The organism is Mesorhizobium sp. WSM4845 (assembly GCF_055811455.1).
The window spans coordinates 93,942-112,574 of the sequence record NZ_JBVVQA010000004.1; the positions used below are offsets into that span (position 1 = coordinate 93,942).

20 protein-coding genes are annotated in these 18,633 nt (G+C 63.2%); 8 read left to right on the plus strand and 12 right to left on the minus strand.

The window, feature by feature from the left end:
• The first annotated feature begins 203 nt into the window (after positions 1–203).
• Positions 204–2,060, plus strand: a complete 1,857-nt coding sequence (locus AC0L2C_RS06400) for a DEAD/DEAH box helicase (RefSeq protein ID WP_473522993.1) — start codon at positions 204–206, stop codon at positions 2,058–2,060.
• Between the two features lie 378 nt (positions 2,061–2,438).
• Complete coding sequence (locus tag AC0L2C_RS06405) at positions 2,439–3,122, plus strand: DUF805 domain-containing protein (RefSeq protein ID WP_473522994.1); 684 nt, start codon at positions 2,439–2,441, stop codon at positions 3,120–3,122.
• Between the two features lie 59 nt (positions 3,123–3,181).
• Here AC0L2C_RS06405 and leuB read toward each other — a convergent pair whose 3' ends face one another.
• From leuB to AC0L2C_RS06425, 4 genes are all read right to left on the minus strand, one after another.
• Positions 3,182–4,285, minus strand: coding sequence for a 3-isopropylmalate dehydrogenase (leuB, locus tag AC0L2C_RS06410; RefSeq protein WP_473522995.1), 1,104 nt, complete (start codon positions 4,283–4,285; stop codon positions 3,182–3,184).
• A 224-nt stretch (positions 4,286–4,509) separates the two neighbouring features.
• On the minus strand, positions 4,510–4,887 hold the full coding sequence (locus tag AC0L2C_RS06415) for a RidA family protein (RefSeq protein WP_091592449.1): 378 nt from the start codon (positions 4,885–4,887) through the stop codon (positions 4,510–4,512).
• Positions 4,888–5,037: 150 nt separating this feature from the next.
• The gene (locus AC0L2C_RS06420; protein WP_091592153.1) at positions 5,038–5,346 is read right to left on the minus strand and encodes a hypothetical protein; all 309 of its coding nucleotides are present in this window, start codon (positions 5,344–5,346) and stop codon (positions 5,038–5,040) included.
• Between the two features lie 151 nt (positions 5,347–5,497).
• Positions 5,498–6,721: an argininosuccinate synthase gene (locus AC0L2C_RS06425; RefSeq protein ID WP_287121033.1), complete on the minus strand. Its 1,224-nt coding sequence runs from the start codon at positions 6,719–6,721 to the stop codon at positions 5,498–5,500.
• A gap of 231 nt (positions 6,722–6,952) precedes the next feature.
• On the opposite strand from AC0L2C_RS06425, the gene AC0L2C_RS06430 reads away from it, so the two are divergent.
• Complete coding sequence (locus tag AC0L2C_RS06430) at positions 6,953–7,594, plus strand: LysE family translocator (RefSeq protein WP_287173053.1); 642 nt, start codon at positions 6,953–6,955, stop codon at positions 7,592–7,594.
• Here the strand turns inward: AC0L2C_RS06430 and AC0L2C_RS06435 are convergent.
• The 5 genes from AC0L2C_RS06435 to AC0L2C_RS06455 form a co-directional block, all read right to left on the minus strand.
• The gene (locus AC0L2C_RS06435; protein ID WP_473522996.1) at positions 7,566–8,045 is read right to left on the minus strand and encodes a hypothetical protein; all 480 of its coding nucleotides are present in this window, start codon (positions 8,043–8,045) and stop codon (positions 7,566–7,568) included. The genes AC0L2C_RS06430 and AC0L2C_RS06435 overlap by 29 nt on opposite strands.
• Complete coding sequence (gene rlmN, locus AC0L2C_RS06440; protein ID WP_027153688.1) at positions 8,042–9,277, minus strand: dual-specificity RNA methyltransferase RlmN; 1,236 nt, start codon at positions 9,275–9,277, stop codon at positions 8,042–8,044. Before rlmN ends, AC0L2C_RS06435 begins: the two co-directional genes overlap by 4 nt.
• A 180-nt stretch (positions 9,278–9,457) precedes the next feature.
• Positions 9,458–9,961, minus strand: coding sequence for an invasion associated locus B family protein (locus AC0L2C_RS06445; protein WP_473522997.1), 504 nt, complete (start codon positions 9,959–9,961; stop codon positions 9,458–9,460).
• 234 nt (positions 9,962–10,195) lie between these two features.
• The gene (locus AC0L2C_RS06450) at positions 10,196–10,558 is read right to left on the minus strand and encodes a YkvA family protein (RefSeq protein ID WP_023803329.1); all 363 of its coding nucleotides are present in this window, start codon (positions 10,556–10,558) and stop codon (positions 10,196–10,198) included.
• A gap of 113 nt (positions 10,559–10,671) precedes the next feature.
• Positions 10,672–10,992, minus strand: a complete 321-nt coding sequence (locus AC0L2C_RS06455) for a 4a-hydroxytetrahydrobiopterin dehydratase (protein ID WP_473522998.1) — start codon at positions 10,990–10,992, stop codon at positions 10,672–10,674.
• Between the two features lie 52 nt (positions 10,993–11,044).
• Here AC0L2C_RS06455 and AC0L2C_RS06460 point away from each other — a divergent pair, with 52 nt between their 5' ends.
• Complete coding sequence (locus AC0L2C_RS06460; RefSeq protein WP_128188233.1) at positions 11,045–11,563, plus strand: low molecular weight protein-tyrosine-phosphatase; 519 nt, start codon at positions 11,045–11,047, stop codon at positions 11,561–11,563.
• Here AC0L2C_RS06460 and thpR read toward each other — a convergent pair.
• Complete coding sequence (gene thpR, locus AC0L2C_RS06465; protein WP_027153691.1) at positions 11,467–12,063, minus strand: RNA 2',3'-cyclic phosphodiesterase; 597 nt, start codon at positions 12,061–12,063, stop codon at positions 11,467–11,469. The genes AC0L2C_RS06460 and thpR overlap by 97 nt on opposite strands.
• Before the next feature lie 138 nt (positions 12,064–12,201).
• The gene (locus tag AC0L2C_RS06470) at positions 12,202–12,846 is read right to left on the minus strand and encodes an arylesterase (protein ID WP_473522999.1); all 645 of its coding nucleotides are present in this window, start codon (positions 12,844–12,846) and stop codon (positions 12,202–12,204) included.
• Positions 12,847–12,931: 85 nt separating this feature from the next.
• Here AC0L2C_RS06470 and AC0L2C_RS06475 point away from each other — a divergent pair, with 85 nt between their 5' ends.
• The 4 genes from AC0L2C_RS06475 to AC0L2C_RS06490 all read left to right on the plus strand — a co-directional run bounded on the left by AC0L2C_RS06475 (position 12,932) and on the right by AC0L2C_RS06490 (position 17,902).
• Complete coding sequence (locus AC0L2C_RS06475; RefSeq protein ID WP_473523000.1) at positions 12,932–13,642, plus strand: ABC transporter ATP-binding protein; 711 nt, start codon at positions 12,932–12,934, stop codon at positions 13,640–13,642.
• Positions 13,642–16,191, plus strand: coding sequence for an ABC transporter permease (locus AC0L2C_RS06480; protein WP_473523001.1), 2,550 nt, complete (start codon positions 13,642–13,644; stop codon positions 16,189–16,191). Before AC0L2C_RS06475 ends, AC0L2C_RS06480 begins: the two co-directional genes overlap by 1 nt.
• 241 nt (positions 16,192–16,432) lie before the next feature.
• Positions 16,433–17,212: a Bax inhibitor-1/YccA family protein gene (locus tag AC0L2C_RS06485; protein WP_473523002.1), complete on the plus strand. Its 780-nt coding sequence runs from the start codon at positions 16,433–16,435 to the stop codon at positions 17,210–17,212.
• A gap of 117 nt (positions 17,213–17,329) precedes the next feature.
• The gene (locus AC0L2C_RS06490; protein ID WP_128170074.1) at positions 17,330–17,902 is read left to right on the plus strand and encodes a GNAT family N-acetyltransferase; all 573 of its coding nucleotides are present in this window, start codon (positions 17,330–17,332) and stop codon (positions 17,900–17,902) included.
• On the opposite strand, the gene AC0L2C_RS06495 is transcribed toward AC0L2C_RS06490, so the two are convergent.
• On the minus strand, positions 17,903–18,289 hold the full coding sequence (locus AC0L2C_RS06495) for a DUF2794 domain-containing protein (protein ID WP_473523003.1): 387 nt from the start codon (positions 18,287–18,289) through the stop codon (positions 17,903–17,905).
• Between the last annotated feature and the right edge of the window lie 344 nt (positions 18,290–18,633).

An 18,633-nucleotide genomic window follows, 5' to 3' on the forward strand; every position in this document is an offset into this window, starting at 1 on the left:
GCATCGAAACTACCCCATTCGGTGCCGGCTTTTACGCGGTTTGCGTAAAGAGTCAATCGCGACGCAGCCAGGCGGCTTGCCCTGTACAATGGCGGCGGCGCGAAGTACGAACGATTGGATCGTTTGGCTCGTGGCGCTCCTGGCGCTCGCCGACGGATGACCCATTGCCGGGCATAAAAGAATCCGAATTCCGAAAGAGTGAAATGTCCAATTTCGAAGCACTTGTCCCCGCGCTGGCAAAGGCGCTGGAAAAACGCGGCTATGTCGAGCTGACGCCGGTGCAGAAGGCGGTACTCGAGCTCGGACAGGCCGATGCGCTGGTTTCCGCCCAGACCGGCTCCGGCAAGACCGTCGCCTTCGGGCTGGCTCTGGCGCCGACCCTTCTCGACGGCGCCGAGCGCTTTTCCCAAGCCGCAGCACCGCTGGCGCTGGCCGTGGCACCGACGCGGGAGCTCGCTTTGCAGGTGACGCGCGAGCTCGAATGGCTCTACGAACTGACCGGCGCAGCGATAGCGTCCTGCGTCGGCGGCATGGACATGCGCACCGAGCGCCGCACGTTGGAGCGCGGCGCCCATATCGTCGTCGGCACGCCCGGCCGGCTGCGCGACCACATTACCCGCAATTCGCTCGACATGTCCGAGCTGAAGGCAGTGGTGCTCGACGAGGCCGACGAGATGCTCGATCTCGGCTTTCGCGAGGATCTGGAATTCATCCTCGACGCCGCGCCGGCCGAGCGCCGCACCTTGATGTTTTCGGCCACCGTGCCGCGCTCCATCGCGACGCTGGCCAAGGGCTACCAGCGCGATGCGGTGCGCATCTCGGCCGCCGGCGAGGAGAAGCAGCATCTCGACATCGAATACCGGGCGCTGAGCGTAGCCCAGGCCGACCGGGAAAATGCCATCATCAACGTGCTGCGCTATTACGAGGCGAAGAACGCACTGGTGTTCTGCAATACACGCGCTGCCGTCAATCACCTGACCGCGCGCTTCAACAACCGCAACTTTTCCGTCGTCGCGCTTTCGGGCGAGCTGAGCCAGAACGAGCGCAGCCACGCGCTGCAGGCGATGCGCGACGGCCGCGCAAGAGTCTGCATCGCCACCGACGTGGCGGCGCGCGGCATCGACCTGCCCAACCTCGTACTGGTGATCCATGCCGACCTGCCGACCAATCCGGAGACGCTGCTGCACCGAAGCGGGCGGACGGGACGGGCGGGACGCAAGGGTGTCAGCGCGCTGATCGTGCCCAACAATGCTCGCAGGCGCACCGAACGGCTGCTGCAAAGCGCTGGCCTTGCGGCGACATGGGCAAGCCCGCCTTCGGCCGACGACGTGCTGCGCCGCGACGACGAGCGCATCCTCGCTGACCCGGTTTTCAGCGAGCCTGTGACGGATGATGAACGCGGCTTCATCAATGCCCTTCTTGAGCAGCACGGCCCCGATCAGGTGGCCGCCGCCTTCGTGCGTCTGTGCCGTTCCAGCCGTTCGGCGCCCGAGGATCTTTTAGACGTCGCTCCGTTCACGCCGTCGGGCGACAGGCCCTCTGGCGATAGATCCGCCCGTCGCGGCGAGGCGCCAAGCCGCCGCGACGATTTCGGCGACAGCGTCTGGTTCTCGCTGTCGGTGGGGCGCAGGCAGAATGCCGAGCCGCGCTGGCTGATCCCGATGCTGTGCCGGACCGGCGGCATCTCCAAGCGCGAGATCGGCGTCATCAAGATGCAGCCGGAGGAAACCTTCGTGCAGATCGCGGCGGATTGGGCCGACCGGTTTTTCCAGGCGATCGGCCCGGACCGCAAGCTGCAGAACAACATCGCGGTGAAGCGGCTGGACGGCACGCCCGACCTGTCGCGAGCCGGCTATCAGGAGCCACGGCCGGACAAGAAGCCGCACCGCGGCAAGCGGGCGTTCGACCAGAACGCGCCCAAATTCGAGAAGCGCGCACCGTCAGCCGATCAGCGCCCCGCCGCATTCGAGGCAAAACCCTGGGCCGGGAAGGCAGGCAAGCCGAAATTCGACAAGGCCGGACCCGCCAAGAGCAAGAAAGCGAAGAAGGGGCCGGCTTAGCGATTTGCTGGCATCGTTGGCTAGTCATGGCCTGCAAGGGCTAGCCCTCGCCAAGGCAATCGATTCAGGTCTGCGCCGCCCCTCATCCGCCTGCCGGCACCTTCTCCCCGTAAACGGGGAGAAGCCCGCTGGCCGCAGCCTCCGCGTTCTTTCCGCGACGCCCGCGATTGGCGAAACCGGCGATGACAGCGTCCTTCTCCCCGTCACTATACGGGGAGTGCCCGGCAGGGCGATGAGGGGCGGCGCAGACTTCGACGATTGGTCGTCTCCAACACGAGTGGCGCGCTATCTTTTGTCTGGAGCGATGCTCCCGCGCACGCACCCCTTGCGGTCTGCCGCAACTTTGAACAGTCTGGCCAGCGGGACGAGGGGCAGGACATGCGCGGCGAAGTGCTTCACTATGACGAGGACCAGGGTTTTGGTTTCATCTCCGGGGCCGACGGCAACCGCTGCACGTTCGCGCGCGAGGATCTGCGCCGAGAGGCGACGATAGGCAGGGGCACGGCCATCGAGTTCCAGCCGGCTGGCGGACGGGCACGCGAGGTTTTTTCGATCCGTGTCCAGGCTGCCAGTCCGACGGACGCAACCGTGGCCCCGTCTCAGGCCGGCAATGCGCCCGTGGCGCCGCAACATTTCGGCCGTTTCGCTGAAAATGCTCCCGCCACCGACCTTTGGAGCTACTTCCGGCGGGGCCTGACTGAAAATTACTTCAATTTCGCCGGCCGTGCCCGCCGCAAGGAATATTGGGGCTATTGCCTGTTCTGGGCGATCGCGCTGATCGTGGTCGTCGGCGTCGGCCTTTTCATCGACGACGCGATGGGCGATCTTGACGAATTGCCGGCAGTGACGGTCGGTCTTTGCGGCGCGTTTGTGCTGGCGACAATCCCGCCTTGGATCGGACTGAACGTGCGTCGCCTGCACGACATCGGCCTGACCGGCTGGCTTTTTCTGGCGGTGCTCATCCCGACCATCGGCTGGCTGATCATCCTGGTCTTCGCGCTGATCCCAACGCAGGCCCGTGAAAACCAGTGGGGCCCGGTGCCGGCGGGCGTCAGGGCCTAGCAGCTCGACACAACGATTTTGAGGGGCCGGAAGCCGGGCGGACGTCGACCGCCACAGGGTCAGCCCAGGAACCTGGCGATGATCGCGTCGCCCATCTCAGCGGTGCCGACCTCGGTCATGCCAGGGGAAAGAATATCCCTGGTGCGCAAGCCCTGGTCGAGCACGGCGGCGATGGCGCTTTCCAGGCGGTCGGCCTCGGCCACCATGCCGAAGGAATAACGCATGCACATTGCGAAGGAGGCGATCATGGCGATCGGGTTGGCGATGCCCTTGCCCGCGATGTCGGGCGCCGAACCGTGCACCGGCTCGTAAAGCGCCTTGCGCTTTTTCGTCTTGACATCCGGCGCGCCGAGCGACGCCGAGGGCAGCATGCCGATCGAGCCGGTCAGCATGGCGGCGATGTCGGACAGCATATCGCCGAACAGATTGTCGGTGACGATGACATCGAATTGTTTCGGCCAGCGCACCAACTGCATGCCGCCCGCATCGGCCAGCATGTGGTCGAGCTTGACGTCGCCATATCTGGCCTTGTGCGTCTGCGTGACGACGTCGTTCCACAACACGCCCGACTTCATCACATTGCGCTTTTCCATCGAGGTGACGTGGTTCTGGCGGGTGCGTGCCAGCTCGAAGGCGACGCCCGAGATGCGCTCGATCTCGAACGTGTCGTAGACCTGGGTGTCGATGCCGCGCTTCTGGCCGTTGCCGAGATCGATGATCTGCTTCGGCTCGCCGAAATAGACGCCGCCGGTGAGCTCGCGCACGATTAGAATGTCGAGCCCCTCGACCACTTCCTGCTTGAGCGAGGAGGAGGCCGCCAGCGCCGGATAGCAGATGGCCGGCCTGAGATTGGCGAACAGCTCCATGTCCTTGCGCAGCCGCAGCAGTCCGGCTTCCGGGCGCACCTCATACGGCACCGCATCCCATTTCGGCCCGCCGACGGCGCCGAACAGCACCGCGTCGGCGGCCATCGCCTTGGCCATGTCGGCATCGGAAATCGCCGCGCCATGCGCGTCATAGGCGCAGCCGCCGACCAGCCCCTCATCGGTGACAAAACCGCTGTCGAGCTTGACGTTCATGGCGGCGATCAGCTTCTTCACTTCGGCCATCGCCTCGGGGCCGATGCCATCGCCGGCGAGCAGGAGAAGATTTTTCGAAGCCATCCTGAACCATCCTAACAGTGGCGCATGAAATCGGAATCGATTTCGCAAAGCATCATGCGCAGAAACAAAATTCTACAGCGTCCTTTGCGCGTCTAAAGGATGCGCGGCGCTGTCGTGAGCCGCGGCCTTGCTAAACGCCAAGTGGACTATGCGCAAGCCTTTGGCATGTTTGTTGATGATCGCGCCTCGACAAGGTCGCGCAAGCTCCTGCACCGTCGCCGAACTCAGCGCTTCAGTGCCGTCACTTCGATCTCGATCTTCATTTCCGGCTTGTTGAGCTGACAGACGATCATCGTCGCCGCCGGCCTGATGTCGCCAAAAGCCTCGCCGAGGAGCGGAAAGACGATGTCGACGAAAGCCGCGTCGGTGATGTAGTAATGCGCCCGCACCACATCGGCCATCTCAAAACCGCCGTCCTGCAACGCCTTGGCAATCGTCGCCAGGCAATTGCGCGTCTGCGCCTCGACCGTCTCCGGCATCGACATGGTCGCATAGTCGTAGCCGGTCGTTCCGGAAACGAAACACCAGTCGCCCTGCACCACGGCGCGCGAATAACCGGCGGCCTTCTCGAAGGGCGAGCCGGTGGAGATCAGTTTCCGCATGGTTCCCTCGCATTTTCCTTAGGAAGGTTGAGCCGAAGAAGTGCCTTCCCGCCATAGGCCAGACAGGGCGGATCGACGGGACAAAAAACCTTTGATGTGAAACGACGGTAGAGACATCGAGCACAATGCGCGTAGCCAGCGCCTGACCCGTCACTTACCCTTAATGACCTTCCAAATCTCGGTCGGTTGATTGAGCTGCAGGCTGTTGATGTCGGACGCGGTAATTCGGCCACTGAGCACCGCATCGCGCAGGCGCTGACAGAAGAGGCTTGGCATGCGTTCCTGGGACACACCCATGAAGGCGGAGGTCTCATGTTTGAGCGTAATGCTCCATACAGCGACAGCGGCGATGCAGCGGTTGTACCCAGCCTCGGGATTCTTCTTCGCGGTGTCCTGCCCAGTCTGGCAACCTGCCAGCGCGCCGACCATCGCCGGCAAAATCAAAAACCTCAATCTCATAGCAAATTCCCCTGCCCATTGCGAAAGCAGTTGGACAAGATCGCCGAGAGGTCAAGCGAGAAAGCATCTGGTCTAGTCTTTTGATGTCGGTATATTAGGGGATACAAATAAGGAACCCGGCTTTCACCGGGTTCTACATGTCCTATTCTGGTTAGCTCTTTCGGCCCCGCGCCGCCAGCGTCCGCAACCTCAGCGCGTTGAGGCGGATAAAACCTTCGGCGTCCTTCTGGTCGTAGGCGCCGCGGTCATCCTCGAAGGTGACCAGCGCGTCGGAATAGAGCGTCTTTTTCGACTTGCGGCCGGTGACGATGACGTTGCCCTTGTAGAGTTTCAGCCGCACCGTGCCTTCGACATCTTCCTGGCTCTTGTCGATCATCGCCTGCAGCATCAGGCGCTCGGGCGCGAACCAGAAGCCGTTGTAGATCAGCTCGGCGTAGCGCGGCATGAACTCGTCCTTGAGGTGGGCGGCGCCACGATCGAGCGTGATCGATTCGATCGCCCGGTGGGCTGATATCAGGATGGTGCCGCCGGGGGTCTCGTAGACGCCGCGCGATTTCATGCCAACGAAACGGTTCTCGACAAGATCGAGCCGACCGATGCCGTTGTCGCGGCCGAGATCGTTGAGCGCCGCCAGCATCGTCGCCGGCGACAGTTTTTTGCCGTCGAGCGCGATCGGATCGCCCTTCAGGAATTCGATTTCGATCTCGGTGACCTTGTCCGGCGCGTCCATCGGCGAGATGGTGCGCTGGTGGACGAATTCCGGCGGCTCGCTCCACGGGTCTTCCAGCACTTTGCCTTCGGAGGACGAATGCAGAAGATTGGCGTCGACCGAAAAAGGCGCGTCGCCCTTCTTGTCCTTCGGCACCGGGATCTGGTGCTGCTCGGCGAAGTTGATCAGGTCGGTGCGCGACTTGAACGACCAGTCGCGCCATGGCGCGATGACCTTGATGTCGGGATTGAGCGCATAGGCCGAAAGCTCGAAACGGACCTGATCGTTGCCCTTGCCGGTGGCGCCATGCGCAATCGCATCGGCGCCGGTTTCTTTTGCGATCTCGACCAGGTGCTTGGAGATCAGCGGGCGGGCGATCGAGGTGCCGAGCAAATAGGTGCCTTCATAGACGGCGTTGGCGCGGAACATCGGGAAGACAAAGTCGGAGACGAACTCCTCGCGCACGTCGACGATGCGGATATCCTTGATGCCCATCATCTCGGCCTTGCGCCGCGCCGGCTCCAGCTCGCCGCCCTGGCCGAGATCGGCGGTGAAGGTGACCACCTCGGCGCCAAGCTCGGTTTGCAGCCATTTCAGGATGATGGAGGTGTCGAGGCCGCCGGAATAGGCGAGCACGACCTTCTTGACGGCTTTTGCTTTCGACATTTGGCTGTTCCGCGACAGAGGTTCTCGTCGGGCGAGGTATCACGGCCTTTCCGGGCTGCGCAAGAGACGAACGGTGATCAGGCCGCCGGTGCAGCTGCCGATCTCTCCCCACAAGGGGAGATCGGATGTCCCTGCGCCTTCGCCAACTCCAAGGCGCCGTGCTGGCGAGCAGCTGGCGTCTATAAGGCACCTGCGCTATAGGCTGCGCTTTCTTTATCCAGGGGCCCGCAGATGTCCTTCATTCCCGACACCACCACGCTGATCCAATTCGCCATCGCCACCGTGATCCTGGCGATCACGCCAGGCCCCGACATGACGCTGTTCGTGTCGCGCACGCTGAGCCATGGCCGCGCCACCGGCTTTGCCTCGATGGCCGGCGCGCTGTTCGGCACGCTGATCCACACCACGCTTGTGGTGGTCGGCATCTCGGCGTTGATCGTCGCCTCGCCAGCGGCCTTTTTTGTCCTGAAGATTCTCGGCGCTGCCTATCTCGTCTTCCTGGCCTGGCAAGCGATCACCAAGGGATCGGCGTTTTCACCCGAGAAGAAGAGCGGGCCGGAGATTTCACTGTTCCGTGCGTGGGCGGCAGGGCTCGGCGTCAATCTGCTCAACCCGAAGATCATATTGTTCTTCATGACCTTCCTGCCGCAGTTCGTCTCGGCCCATGATCCCAACGCGCCCGGAAAACTGTTCTTCCTCGGCGCGATGTTCGTCGTTTTGTCGATCCCGGTAACAGCGCCGATGGTCTTTGCGGCAGAAAAATTCTCGGCCGCGATGAAAGCAAGCCCGCGGGTGACGCGCGCCGTCGACTATCTGTTCGCCGGGGTGTTTTCGGCCTTCGCGCTCAAGATCCTGACCGCCCAGGCGAAGTAGACCTTCCGGCTTGGCGCCAGCTTCCGGCCGAGCGCCCGGCGCTCAGCCAGTAGAAAATGCCGCCGACCATGCCGCTGCCGATCACGGCAGCGACGACGCGCGGGTCGGTGATCTCGAAATCGGCGTCGGCGGTCTGGTGGGCGAAGCCGAGGAAGACCGCCGCGACCACCGCGCCCGCCAGCGCATAGAACAGCCAGTCGCGCCGTCCGAGGATTTCCGAGACGAGAATCGCCACCGCTGCCGGCATAAAGGCGAAATAGGCGACGAACAGCGCAACGAAGGGGATTGAAAAAAACAGCGAGGCCGTCGCCGCCGGCTGCACATGCTCCGGCGTAAAGCCCAGCGACGCCAGGAACATGACGTTGAGGAAAGCGCCGGCCGCCAGCGCGGCAACGCCATAACCGATCAGGATGATGGCGAAGCGGATGAAGTAGGCGACAAGGCGGGTCACGCCTCGCCGTGCCCCGCGATCATCATTGCTTCCAGTGCGAGCCGATCGACCTTGCGCATGCGCTCGGATTCCGACTTGAGCTGGCCGCAGGCGGCGAGGATATCGCGGCCGCGCGGCGTGCGGATCGGCGAGGCATAGCCGGCATTGTTGATGTAGTCGGCGAATTTCTCGATCGTCTCCCAGTCCGAGCACTGGTAGTTGGTGCCCGGCCACGGATTGAACGGGATCAGATTGATCTTGGCCGGAATGCCTTTGAGCAGCTTGATCAGTCCCTTGGCGTCCTCGATCGAATCGTTGACGTCCTTCAGCATCACATATTCGAAGGTGATGCGGCGGGCGTTCGACAGGCCGGGATAGGCGCGGCAGGCGGCGATCAGCTCTTTCAAGGGATATTTTTTGTTGATCGGCACCAAAAGGTCGCGCAGATCGTCATTGGTGGCGTGCAGCGAGATCGCCAGCATGACACCGATCTCGTCGCCGGTGCGGAAGATCTCCGGCACGACGCCGGAAGTCGACAGCGTGATGCGTCTCTTCGACAGGGAAAGCCCGTCGCCGTCGGACGCGATCAGCAGCGCCTTCTTCACCGCCTCGAAATTGTAGAGCGGCTCGCCCATGCCCATCATGACGATGTTGGACACTTTCCGGCCCTCGGCCGGAACGACGGCGCCATCGGGCGTGTCGCGGTCGGGGAAATCGCCGAGCCGGTCGCGGGCGGTCAGAAGCTGGGCGAGGATTTCCTCCGCGGTCAGGTTGCGCACCAGCTTCTGCGTGCCGGTGTGGCAAAAGGAGCAGGTCAGCGTGCAACCGACCTGTGAGGAGATGCAGAGCGTGCCGCGGCCTTCTTCGGGAATGTAGACGGTCTCGATCTCGACCGGCCGGCCGGCGCCGCGCGGCGGAAAGCGAAACAGCCATTTGCGCGTGCCGTCGGAGGAAATCTGCTCCTCGACGATCTCGGGCCTGGCGACGGTAAAATGCTTGTCGAGCTCGGCGCGCAGATCCTTGGAGATGTTGAACATACCGGCAAAGTCGGAGACGCCGCGCACATACATCCAGTGCCAGAGCTGCTGGGCGCGCATCCTGGCCTGGCGCTCCGGCACGATGCCTGATGCAACGAGCGCAGCGCCAAGCTCGGCGCGGGTCAGGCCGATCAGCGACGGTTTTTCCGCCGGCGCGGCGCGGGCACGCAACGCGTCACGGGCGCCTTCAGTGGTAAGGTCGAATGAGAGGGTCATTGTTGCGCCAATATAAGCGATTTACGGCCGATTACAGCATCGTGCCCGAAATGAAGCGCGGCGCATAGCACAGCTTGACGGCGGAGTCATGCAGGGGCGATCTTTACCCTCTTCCCACAAGGGGGGAAGGGAGAGCCGTGCCAGGCCCGGACCCGGCCGCTCACTCAAACCCGGCTTTGGCTATTTGCACTTGGCGATGGACGACAGCGCCGCCGAAATGCCTTTCAGCGAAAAGACATAGGTGGTGGTGTTGCCGCGGCCGGACTTCGCCTGCACCTTCATGTCGCTGCCGGTTTTCATCGCGGCGATCAGCACCGGCTCCTCGGCGGCGTTTTCGACCCAGGCCGACTTGCCGCGGGTGAACATCGAAAAGCTCTTGCCGTCGATGATGACGGTGGCCTTGGAGTTTTCCTGGAAATTGTAGCCGGCGATGAATTGCGGCTCGTAAGACACTTGCTGTCCCGGCCGCTGGCTGACGAAGAAGAACATGTCGCCATGGTCAAGCGTCGGCGGCTGCTTGTCGGTCGGCACGGTCAACACATAGCAAACCTTGCCGCCCGACGCCTGGTAGCTGTAGGTGCCCCAGGCATTGTGCTGGCCGATTTTGGTTGCCGACTGCGCCAGAGCCGGCGCTGTCATGGCCACCAGTGCCAGGCTCGAAATTGTAGCAATCAATCCGCGCATCGCTTTTCCCATATATGGTGCGGAGGCAGGCCGGCTCGGCGTCCTGCCCGTCGCTTCATTTTGATTTAATCTGGGTTACCAAACGGTGAAGTTCCCTCAGGAAAAGGACATCCACCCCAGGAAACCGCCGCCATCCTTGCGCCCGTCGCTCGAAAGCGGCAGTTGCAACGTCCCTTTCGCGACTTGGATGCCACGAAAGCGGCAAGAGTTTGACTTTTCTGCCTTATCGCCGGCTCAGCCGTTGTCGGCAATCGCCTGTTTGGCGGCGAGCCGATGCGCCGATGTGATGTGGGCTTTGACGGTGGTGATCGCGGCGGTCAGCACGGCGATGTCGTCGGTAAAGCCCAGTCCGAGGACGAAGTCGGGGATGACGTCAGCCGGCAGCACGAAATAGCCCAGCGCCGCCACCAGGATGCCCTTGGCGCGCAGCGGCGTGTTCTTGTCCATGGCGCAGTAGTAGGCGGCGACCAGTTCCTCCATGAACGGGATCTGCCGGGCAGCCCGTTTGGCCGTGCGCCAGAATTTCTCGCGCACTTCGCTCTCGTCGCCCGGCTTGCCGCCAAAGCCGAAGAAATCAAAACCTGATTTTTGCGCCATCAGTCTCTCCTAACGAGGCTGCGCATGGCGTTCCACGCGCGCCTGCCAGCGGAAAATGTGGTGAAAGCGCCAGTCCACTACAAGAGCCCGGTTCCGCGGCCTGAAAAATCAGGCTACGGCGTCGACAGATCTCCAACGACCTGACCGAAATAGCGGCTCATCGTTCTGGCCAGTTCGAAGTCGAGCGCGGTCAGGCCGCCGGCATCATGGGTGTTCAGCGTCACGTTCACGGTGTTGTAGACGTTCGACCAGTCGGGGTGATGGTCGATCGTCTCCGCCGCCAAGGCGACGCGGGTCATGAAGGCGAAGGCTTCGGAAAAATCGCTGAAGGTGAAGCTGCGCGTGATCGAGCCGCCATCCTCGGCCAGCGACCAGCCGTCGAGCCCGGCCAGCGCCTCGGCGACCGCCTCCCTGCCCAGTTTCTCTCTCGCCATGGTCGCTTCCCGTGCTATCTGGATTTGCAGTCTTCAGCATAGTGCCGGATCGATGAGCGCCAAGCCGATAAAATCCATTCTCTTTGTCTGTCTCGGCAATATCTGCCGCTCGCCACTGGCGGAGGGCGTGTTGCGCGCCGTCCTGGCAGAGCGCGGCCTCGATCGGGATATCCTGCTCGATTCGGCCGGGACCAGCGACTGGGAAGCCGGTTCGGCACCCGACCCGCGCTCGATCTCGATCGCCAAGCGGCACGGCGTCGATATTTCCGGACAGACGGCGCGCAAGCTGGCGTCGGACGATTTTTCGCGTTTCGACCTCATTCTCGCCATGGACCGATCGAATCTCCGGGATCTTAAAGCGCTGGTGCCTGCCGCCATGCGCGACCGTGTCCATCTGTTCCTTCAGTTCGCCGAGGGAAAGGTGGGCGACGTGCCGGACCCCTATCATCAGGGGCCGGAGGCATTTGCCTCGGTCTACCGCATGATCCGCGAAGCGTCGGAGGCGCTGGCGACGCGGCTCGAGGCACGGCTGTCGGCGCCCGACAGCGGCCAGGCCTCCTCGACGATGTAGGGTCCGCCGCCGACCGAATCGCGCGACGACATCAGGACGAAGCGGCCGACACGGAAGGGCAGCGTCGAAAAATTGCCGCGCGCCGAGAGATACTGGGCGACGTCGAGCGGGCTCGAATTGCGCAATCTGGCCAGCGTCACATGCGGCATGAATTTGCGCGGGTCGGCGGGGATGCCGAGGCGCTGGCAGATGCGCTCGATCTCGGCTTGCAGCGCCGCAAGATCGGGCGAGAAGGAGACGCCGGCCCACACCGCGTGCGGTTTTTTCTGGCCGAAGGCGCCGACGCCGGACAGTGTCAGCGCGAAGGATGGGCGGTGGACACGGTCGAGCGCGTTGGCGATCTCGTCGGCGACATGGCCCTCGACATCGCCAATGAAGCGCAGCGTCATATGGTAGTTCTCGACGTCGATCCAACGGGCTCCGGGCAGGCCGCCCCGGAGCAGGGACAGCGAAAGGGCGGCATCACGCGGTATTTCGAGGGCGGTGAAAAGACGCGGCATGGCAAGCCTCCTGTCCTCGAATCGAACTCTGCCCCTAGCGAATCATCGAAAATCGAGCGGGGCAAGCGGTTTGTTGGTTGCACCTGGCCTAAAATCAAATCGTGCGGGGAATGCGTGGCATCATCGAATCCGGTCCCTTCAAGAGTTGCCCTTAACCACGGCAATGGCTTTCTCGACATCCGGCAGTATGCGCTCGACCATGCGGTCGATGCCCTTGGCATTGGGGTGCAGGCCGTCCTCAAGTTGCATGGCTGGTTCGCCGGCGACGCCGTCGAGAAAGAATGGATAGAGCGGGACGCCGTGTTTTTCCGCCAGTTTCGGGAAGATCGCGTCAAAGCCGTTCTGGTAGTCGGCGCCGAGATTGGCGGCGGCGCGCATGCCGGCCAGCAGCACGGCGATGTTGCGCTGCTTCAGCTTCGCCAGCATGGCGTCGAGATTTTTTTGGGTGATATCGGGAGAAACGCCGCGCAGCATGTCGTTGGCACCGAGTTCGAGAATGACAAGCTGCGTGCCGTCCGGCACCGACCAGTCGAGCCGCGACAGGCCGCCACTCGACGTATCGCCGGATACGCCGGCATTGGCGACGGTCACATCGTGGCCCTTGGCGCGGAGTGCTGCCTCAAGTTTCCGGGTGAAGCCTTCGTCCGGTCCGAGGCCAAAGCCTGCCATCAGGCTGTCGCCGAAGCCGACGATCTTGAACGGCTCGGCGCGCGCCGAAGAAATGGCGCCGCAAATTCCGAGGAAAAGGACGAAGGCTGCGGCAAGTCGGTGTTTGAAAGCCATGCGGCAGGGCCCCATATGACCGAGAACATTATACTGGCGGTAGGCGGAATTCTGCCCTCCCTTTCCCATATAGGACGATTTTATTTTGACAGAAGCCGTCATCGCGCTGAAAAACGTATCGCTGACGCTCGGCGAAGGAGCGTCTTCCGTCCATGTCCTGAAAGGCGTCAGCCTCGACGTAGCAAATGGCGAGGCGACCGGCATCGTCGGGCCGTCGGGCTCGGGAAAGTCGACGCTGCTGATGGTTTTGTCCGGTTTGGAAAGGGTCGATTCGGGTACGGTACGAATTGCCGGCGAACTGCTGAACGGCAAGAGCGAAGACCGGATCGCATCGTTTCGTGGGCGAAACATTGGCATCGTTTTCCAGTCCTTCCACCTCATTCCCAATATGACGGCGCTCGAAAATGTCGCAGTGCCGCTGGAACTAGCCGGCCATGCCGATCCGTTCGGGGTGGCGGCGCGGGAGCTTGAGGCGGTGGGCTTGAGCGACCGCGTTACTCACTATCCCGGCGAATTGTCCGGCGGCGAACAGCAGCGTGTGGCGATCGCCCGGGCACTGGCGCCTTCGCCGCGCATCCTGATCGCCGACGAGCCGACCGGCAACCTGGACCAGGCGACGGGACGGCAGGTCGCCGATCTTCTGTTCGCCAAAGCGGCCGAGCGCGGCATGACGCTGGTGCTGGTCACCCACGATCCGGCGCTCGCCGCACGCTGCTCCCGGCAGGTGTCGATGCGGTCGGGCCGGATCGAGGATGCGCCAGAATCAGCTCCAAAGCCTGGCAAGGTGCCGGCCTGATGCCGCTGTCGCGCACGCTGAAGCTCGCCTTCCGCTTCTCGCTGCGCGAGATGCGCGGCGGGTTGTCCGGCTTCCTGATCTTCCTTGCCTGCATTGCGCTTGGCGTCGCGGCGATCGGCGGTGTCAATTCGGTGGCCCGGGCGATTACCGCCGGTGTCGCCAACGAAGGCCAGTCGCTGCTCGGCGGCGATCTTCGTTTTCAGCTCAATCAGCGCGCCGCGACACAAGCCGAGCACGTCTTTCTTGACGGGCTGGGCACGGTCTCGCACAGCGCCAATATGCGCTCGATGGCGCGGCTCGATGACGGCTCCGACCAGGCGCTGGTCGAAGCCAAGGCGGTCGACGGCGCTTATCCGCTCTATGGCGCGCTGCAGACCGAGCCGGTGCTGTCGAAGCAGGAATTGTTCGGCGAGAAATCCGGTGTTTTCGGCGCCGCCGCACCCGACCTTTTGTTCGAGCGGCTGAACCTTCGGATCGGCGACCGGCTGAAGCTGGGCAGCGCCACCTTCGAACTGCGCGCCCGGCTCGTCAACGAGCCGGACGCGGTATCCGACGGCTTCGGCTTTGCGCCGCGGCTGATGATCTCGACGGACGGGCTTGCCGCTTCCGGTTTGATCCAGCCCGGCAGCCTGGTCGAGAACGCCTACAAGGTCCGCCTGCCCGGCGGCACCGGCGAGACGCGCATAAAAGCCATTCAGGATCAGGCGGCGGAGGAGTTTCCCGAGTCCGGCTGGTCGATCCGCACGCGCAGCAATGCAGCACCGGCGTTGTCCGCCAATATCGAACGGTTTTCGCAGTTCCTGACGCTGGTCGGGCTGACGGCGCTGGTGGTCGGCGGCGTCGGCGTCGCCAATGCGGTGCGCGCCTATCTCGACGGCAAGCGCGGCGTCATCGCCACCTTCAAGAGCCTGGGGGCTTCGGGCGGTTTCGTCTTTGCCGTCTACCTGGTGCAGATCCTGATGATCGCCGTGCTTGGCATCACGCTCGGCGTCGTGCTTGGCGCGCTGATGCCGTTCGCGGCGAGCGCGGCGCTCCAGTCGATCATTCCGGTGCCGGCGGAAGGCGGATTCTATCCCGGCGCGCTCGGCATGGCGGCGCTGTTCGGGCTGCTGGTGACGCTGGCTTTCGCCTTGCTGCCGCTCGGCCGGGCGCGCGACGTGCCGGCGACGGCGCTGTTTCGTGAAATGGGTTTTGAGGGCCGCGGTTTTCCGCGCCCGCTCTACACGGCGGCGGCGCTCGGCATCGCGCTGCTGCTGGCGGCGCTGGCCATTCTGTTTTCCGGCGACCGCTACATCGCCTCGATCTTCGTCGGCGCCACCATTTTTGCTTTTTTGGTGCTGCGCCTTGTCGGCGCGCTGGTGCAGTGGGCCGCCAAAAGGAGCCCGCGCGTTGGCTCGACGGTGCTCAGGCTCGCCCTCGGCAACATCCATCGGCCGGGCGCCTTGACGCCCTCGGTGGTGCTGTCGCTGGGACTGGGGCTGACGCTTCTGGTGACGCTGGCGCTGATCGACGGCAATCTCAGGCGGCAGATTTCCGGCAGCCTGCCGGAGCGGGCGCCGAACTTCTTCTTCGTCGATATCCAGAGCAGCGATGTCGATGCGTTCTCGGCGCTGGTCGGCAGGGAGGCGCCGCAAGGCACGCTGGTCAAGGTGCCGATGCTGCGCGGCCGGGTGATGGCGCTGAACGGCGTCGACGTCGACAAGGTCAAGGTCCCGGCGGAAGGGGCCTGGGTGCTGCGCGGCGATCGCGGGCTGACCTACGAGGCCAGAATTCCTGCGAATGCGACGCTGACCGAAGGCACATGGTGGCCGGACAACTATGCCGGCGAGCCGCTGGTGTCGTTCTCGGCCGAAGAAGGCAAAGAGATCGGACTGAAACTCGGCGATACCGTCACCGTCAACGTGCTCGGCCGCAACGTGACGGCGAAGATCGCCAATTTCCGCCAGGTGGAGTGGGAGACGATGGGCATCAATTTCGTCATGGTGTTCTCGCCCAGCACATTTGCCGGCGCGCCGCACAGCTGGCTGGCGACGCTGACCGAAAAGGGCGCGTCGCCGGCCGACGATGCCCGTCTTCTCAACGCCGTCACGCGTGCCTTTCCCGCGGTGACGACGGTCAGGGTCAAGGACGCGCTCGACATCGTCAACCGGCTGGTGGCGCAACTCGGCACCGCGATCAGGGCCGCGGCCGGCGTGGCGCTGATCGCCTCGGTGCTGGTGCTGGCCGGCGCGTTGGCGGCCGGCAACCGCGCCCGCATCCACGATGCGGTGGTGCTGAAAACGCTTGGCGCGACCAGGAAGACGCTGATCGCGGCCTTTTCGCTGGAATACATGCTGATCGGCCTCGCCACTGCGATCTTCGCGCTGGCGGCAGGCGGCATTGCGGCGTGGTTCGTTGTCGCGCGCGTCATGACACTGCCGTCGCATTTCATGCCCGACGTGGCGGTGGCAACCATCGTCTTTGCCTTGCTGGTCACGGTCGGCATCGGCCTCGCCGGCACCTGGCGGGTGCTGGGCCACAAGGCGGCGCCGGTCCTGCGCAATCTCTGATCTGCAAGGATCGGCAAGCTCAACGCGACCGGGATTCGGTTAAATCTTGTTAATGTTGGGCTTCGGACGGCCGATAAATCCGGATTTTTGCTACTTCACGAAGCATTACGCGCGGTTACGGTCTTGTTCTTGACGCCAATAACCATCATATTTCGCGGCAGGCATGCTGGAGCCCCGCCAGCGGCGCCTCGGTCCAAATCGACCGGACACCGGACGGGGCAGAAGCAATATGAGGATTTCCATGGCTGAACCCGTTCGCAATTATCAGACGCGTGCCGTGCCCGGCGTCGGCGTCGATGCTGCTATCGACCAGGGCCTGCGCGCTTATATGATCAAGGTCTACAATCTGATGGGGCTTGGCCTCCTCATCACCGGCCTCGTCGCGGTCGGAACGATCATGCTGGCCACCACCACCGATCCGGCTTCGGCGGTCGCTACGCTGCCGAACGGCGATATGCTGACATCCTTCGGCTACGCGATCTTCGGCTCGCCGCTGAAATGGCTGGTGATCTTTGCCCCCCTGGCAGCGGTGCTGTTCCTGTCGTTTCGCGTCCAGTCGATGAGCGTTTCGGCCGCGCAGACGACGTTCTGGGTCTATGCCGGCCTCGTCGGCCTGTCACTGTCGTCGATCTTCCTGGTCTACACCACCGCCAGCATCTCGCAGACCTTCTTCGCCACCGCCGCCGCCTTTGGCGGACTGTCGCTCTACGGCTACACGACCAAGCGCGATCTTTCCGGGCTCGGTTCGTTCCTGATCATGGGCCTGGTCGGTCTGATCATCGCAAGTGTGATCAACATCTTCCTGCAGTCGTCGGCGCTTTCCTTCGCCGTTTCGGCGATCGGCGTGCTGATCTTCGCAGGGCTGACCGCCTACGACACGCAGAACATCAAGGAGATGTATTTCGAGGGCGACGAGACTGATGTCGCCGGCCGCAAGGCTATCATGGGCGCTCTGAGGCTCTATCTCGACTTCATCAACCTGTTCATGTTCCTGCTGCAGTTCATGGGCGATCGCCGTTAACAACGGCCCCTTGAGTCTGTGGACCAGCGAATTTGGAAAGGGCGGCCCAACGGCCGCCCTTTCCTTCTGTGCCGGCCTTTGCTGTTATAGAAGGCAGATGAACGGCTTGCATAAATTATGAGCACCATCACGATACGCGGCGCGACAGCGGCCGATCTCGACCGGATCACCGCCATCTATGCCGATGCGGTGATCCACGGCACGGCGAGCTACGAACTGGAGCCGCCTGATCGTGCCGAGATGGGCGAGCGCTTCGACAGTTTGATAGCGGGCGGCTTTCCCTATCTGGTGGCGGAAAAAGCCGGCATCGTGCTCGGTTATGCCTATGCCGGCGCTTTCCGGGCGCGGCCTGCGTACCGGTTTATCGTCGAAGATTCTGTCTATGTCGCGCCCGAGGCCAAGGGCCATGGCATCGGGCTGAAGCTGATGCAAGGGCTGATCGCGGCGGCCGAGGCGGCGGGCTTCCGCCAGATCATCGCGGTGATCGGCGACGGTCGGCCGGACAGTGCCTCGGTCCGGCTGCATGAAAAGCTCGGCTTTCGCCATTCGGGCCGTCTGGAAGCCTCCGGCTACAAGCTCGGACGCTGGCTCGACACGGTGTTCATGCAACTGCCGATCAATGGCGGGTCTCAGGTTCCGCCCGATCCCAACTCACTGCCGGAACGGAGATTCCGGAAGCACAACAAGTAGTTAGGCCTCGACAAGTTTCATCGTGCGGTCGAACACGCCAAGCACGCGGCCAAGCTCCTGGCCGCGCTTAAGGATGCGGCCGCCGGCGGCGATGACGGCGAAAGCCCCTTGCCGGCGCGCCAGCTTCGGATCCTTGACGATCTGGAACAGCGGCACCTCGCTGGTGCGACGGAAGACGGAAAAGACGGCGCGGTCGGCAAGATGGTCGATGGCGTAGTCGCGCCATTCATTGGCGGCGACCATGCGCCCGTAAAGCCTCAGGATCTGGTCCAATTCACGCCGGTCGAACCGCACCGGCTGGTCGAGGCGTTCACGTCTTGCCTCATGCAGCGGGATCAGTATTGCGGATGCGTCCCCATCCTCCGTGCCACTGCCGTGATCAGTCATGCCTCGATCCCTTCGAATGAATCTTACATTAATCAAAGTTGGCGCTTTCGCCATGGAATTGCAAGCCCGGCTGGGAAAAGGCTGGCGGCGCAACGTTTCCGCGGTGTCCAGTCACGTTTATAAAAACGCCCGTTGAAATTGGTGATGCTTTGCCACAATCCCGCCTTCTTTTAACCGCGCTAAAGCCCCAATCTCCGACGAATTTACGGATGTTGCCTGAGACGGTTCGGTCCGGCACTGGCTCGTAAACCCCAAGCCCCCCGCCCACGGGTCTGCGTCGGATCGAACCAACCTCGGTTTCTCCCTTGGAGAAATCGAGTGCGACGATCCCAAAACCTAAATGA

Bases quoted from the DNA above. Each gene is read 5' to 3' on its own strand.
- AC0L2C_RS06485 (WP_473523002.1), top strand. From the start codon at position 16,433: ATGGCTGAACCCGTTCGCAATTATCAGACGCGTGCCGTGCCCGGCGTC.
- AC0L2C_RS06405 (WP_473522994.1), top strand. From the start codon at position 2,439: ATGCGCGGCGAAGTGCTTCACTATGACGAGGACCAGGGTTTTGGTTTC.
- AC0L2C_RS06480 (WP_473523001.1), top strand. From the start codon at position 13,642: ATGCCGCTGTCGCGCACGCTGAAGCTCGCCTTCCGCTTCTCGCTGCGC.
- AC0L2C_RS06450 (WP_023803329.1), bottom strand. From the start codon at position 10,558: ATGGCGCAAAAATCAGGTTTTGATTTCTTCGGCTTTGGCGGCAAGCCG.
- AC0L2C_RS06470 (WP_473522999.1), bottom strand. From the start codon at position 12,846: ATGGCTTTCAAACACCGACTTGCCGCAGCCTTCGTCCTTTTCCTCGGA.
- AC0L2C_RS06490 (WP_128170074.1), top strand. From the start codon at position 17,330: ATGAGCACCATCACGATACGCGGCGCGACAGCGGCCGATCTCGACCGG.
- AC0L2C_RS06495 (WP_473523003.1), bottom strand. From the start codon at position 18,289: ATGACTGATCACGGCAGTGGCACGGAGGATGGGGACGCATCCGCAATA.
- AC0L2C_RS06415 (WP_091592449.1), bottom strand. From the start codon at position 4,887: ATGCGGAAACTGATCTCCACCGGCTCGCCCTTCGAGAAGGCCGCCGGT.
- rlmN (WP_027153688.1), bottom strand. From the start codon at position 9,277: ATGACCCTCTCATTCGACCTTACCACTGAAGGCGCCCGTGACGCGTTG.
- AC0L2C_RS06420 (WP_091592153.1), bottom strand. From the start codon at position 5,346: ATGAGATTGAGGTTTTTGATTTTGCCGGCGATGGTCGGCGCGCTGGCA.
- AC0L2C_RS06460 (WP_128188233.1), top strand. From the start codon at position 11,045: ATGAGCGCCAAGCCGATAAAATCCATTCTCTTTGTCTGTCTCGGCAAT.
- AC0L2C_RS06430 (WP_287173053.1), top strand. From the start codon at position 6,953: ATGTCCTTCATTCCCGACACCACCACGCTGATCCAATTCGCCATCGCC.
- thpR (WP_027153691.1), bottom strand. From the start codon at position 12,063: ATGCCGCGTCTTTTCACCGCCCTCGAAATACCGCGTGATGCCGCCCTT.
- AC0L2C_RS06455 (WP_473522998.1), bottom strand. From the start codon at position 10,992: ATGGCGAGAGAGAAACTGGGCAGGGAGGCGGTCGCCGAGGCGCTGGCC.
- AC0L2C_RS06400 (WP_473522993.1), top strand. From the start codon at position 204: ATGTCCAATTTCGAAGCACTTGTCCCCGCGCTGGCAAAGGCGCTGGAA.
- AC0L2C_RS06425 (WP_287121033.1), bottom strand. From the start codon at position 6,721: ATGTCGAAAGCAAAAGCCGTCAAGAAGGTCGTGCTCGCCTATTCCGGC.
- leuB (WP_473522995.1), bottom strand. From the start codon at position 4,285: ATGGCTTCGAAAAATCTTCTCCTGCTCGCCGGCGATGGCATCGGCCCC.
- AC0L2C_RS06445 (WP_473522997.1), bottom strand. From the start codon at position 9,961: ATGCGCGGATTGATTGCTACAATTTCGAGCCTGGCACTGGTGGCCATG.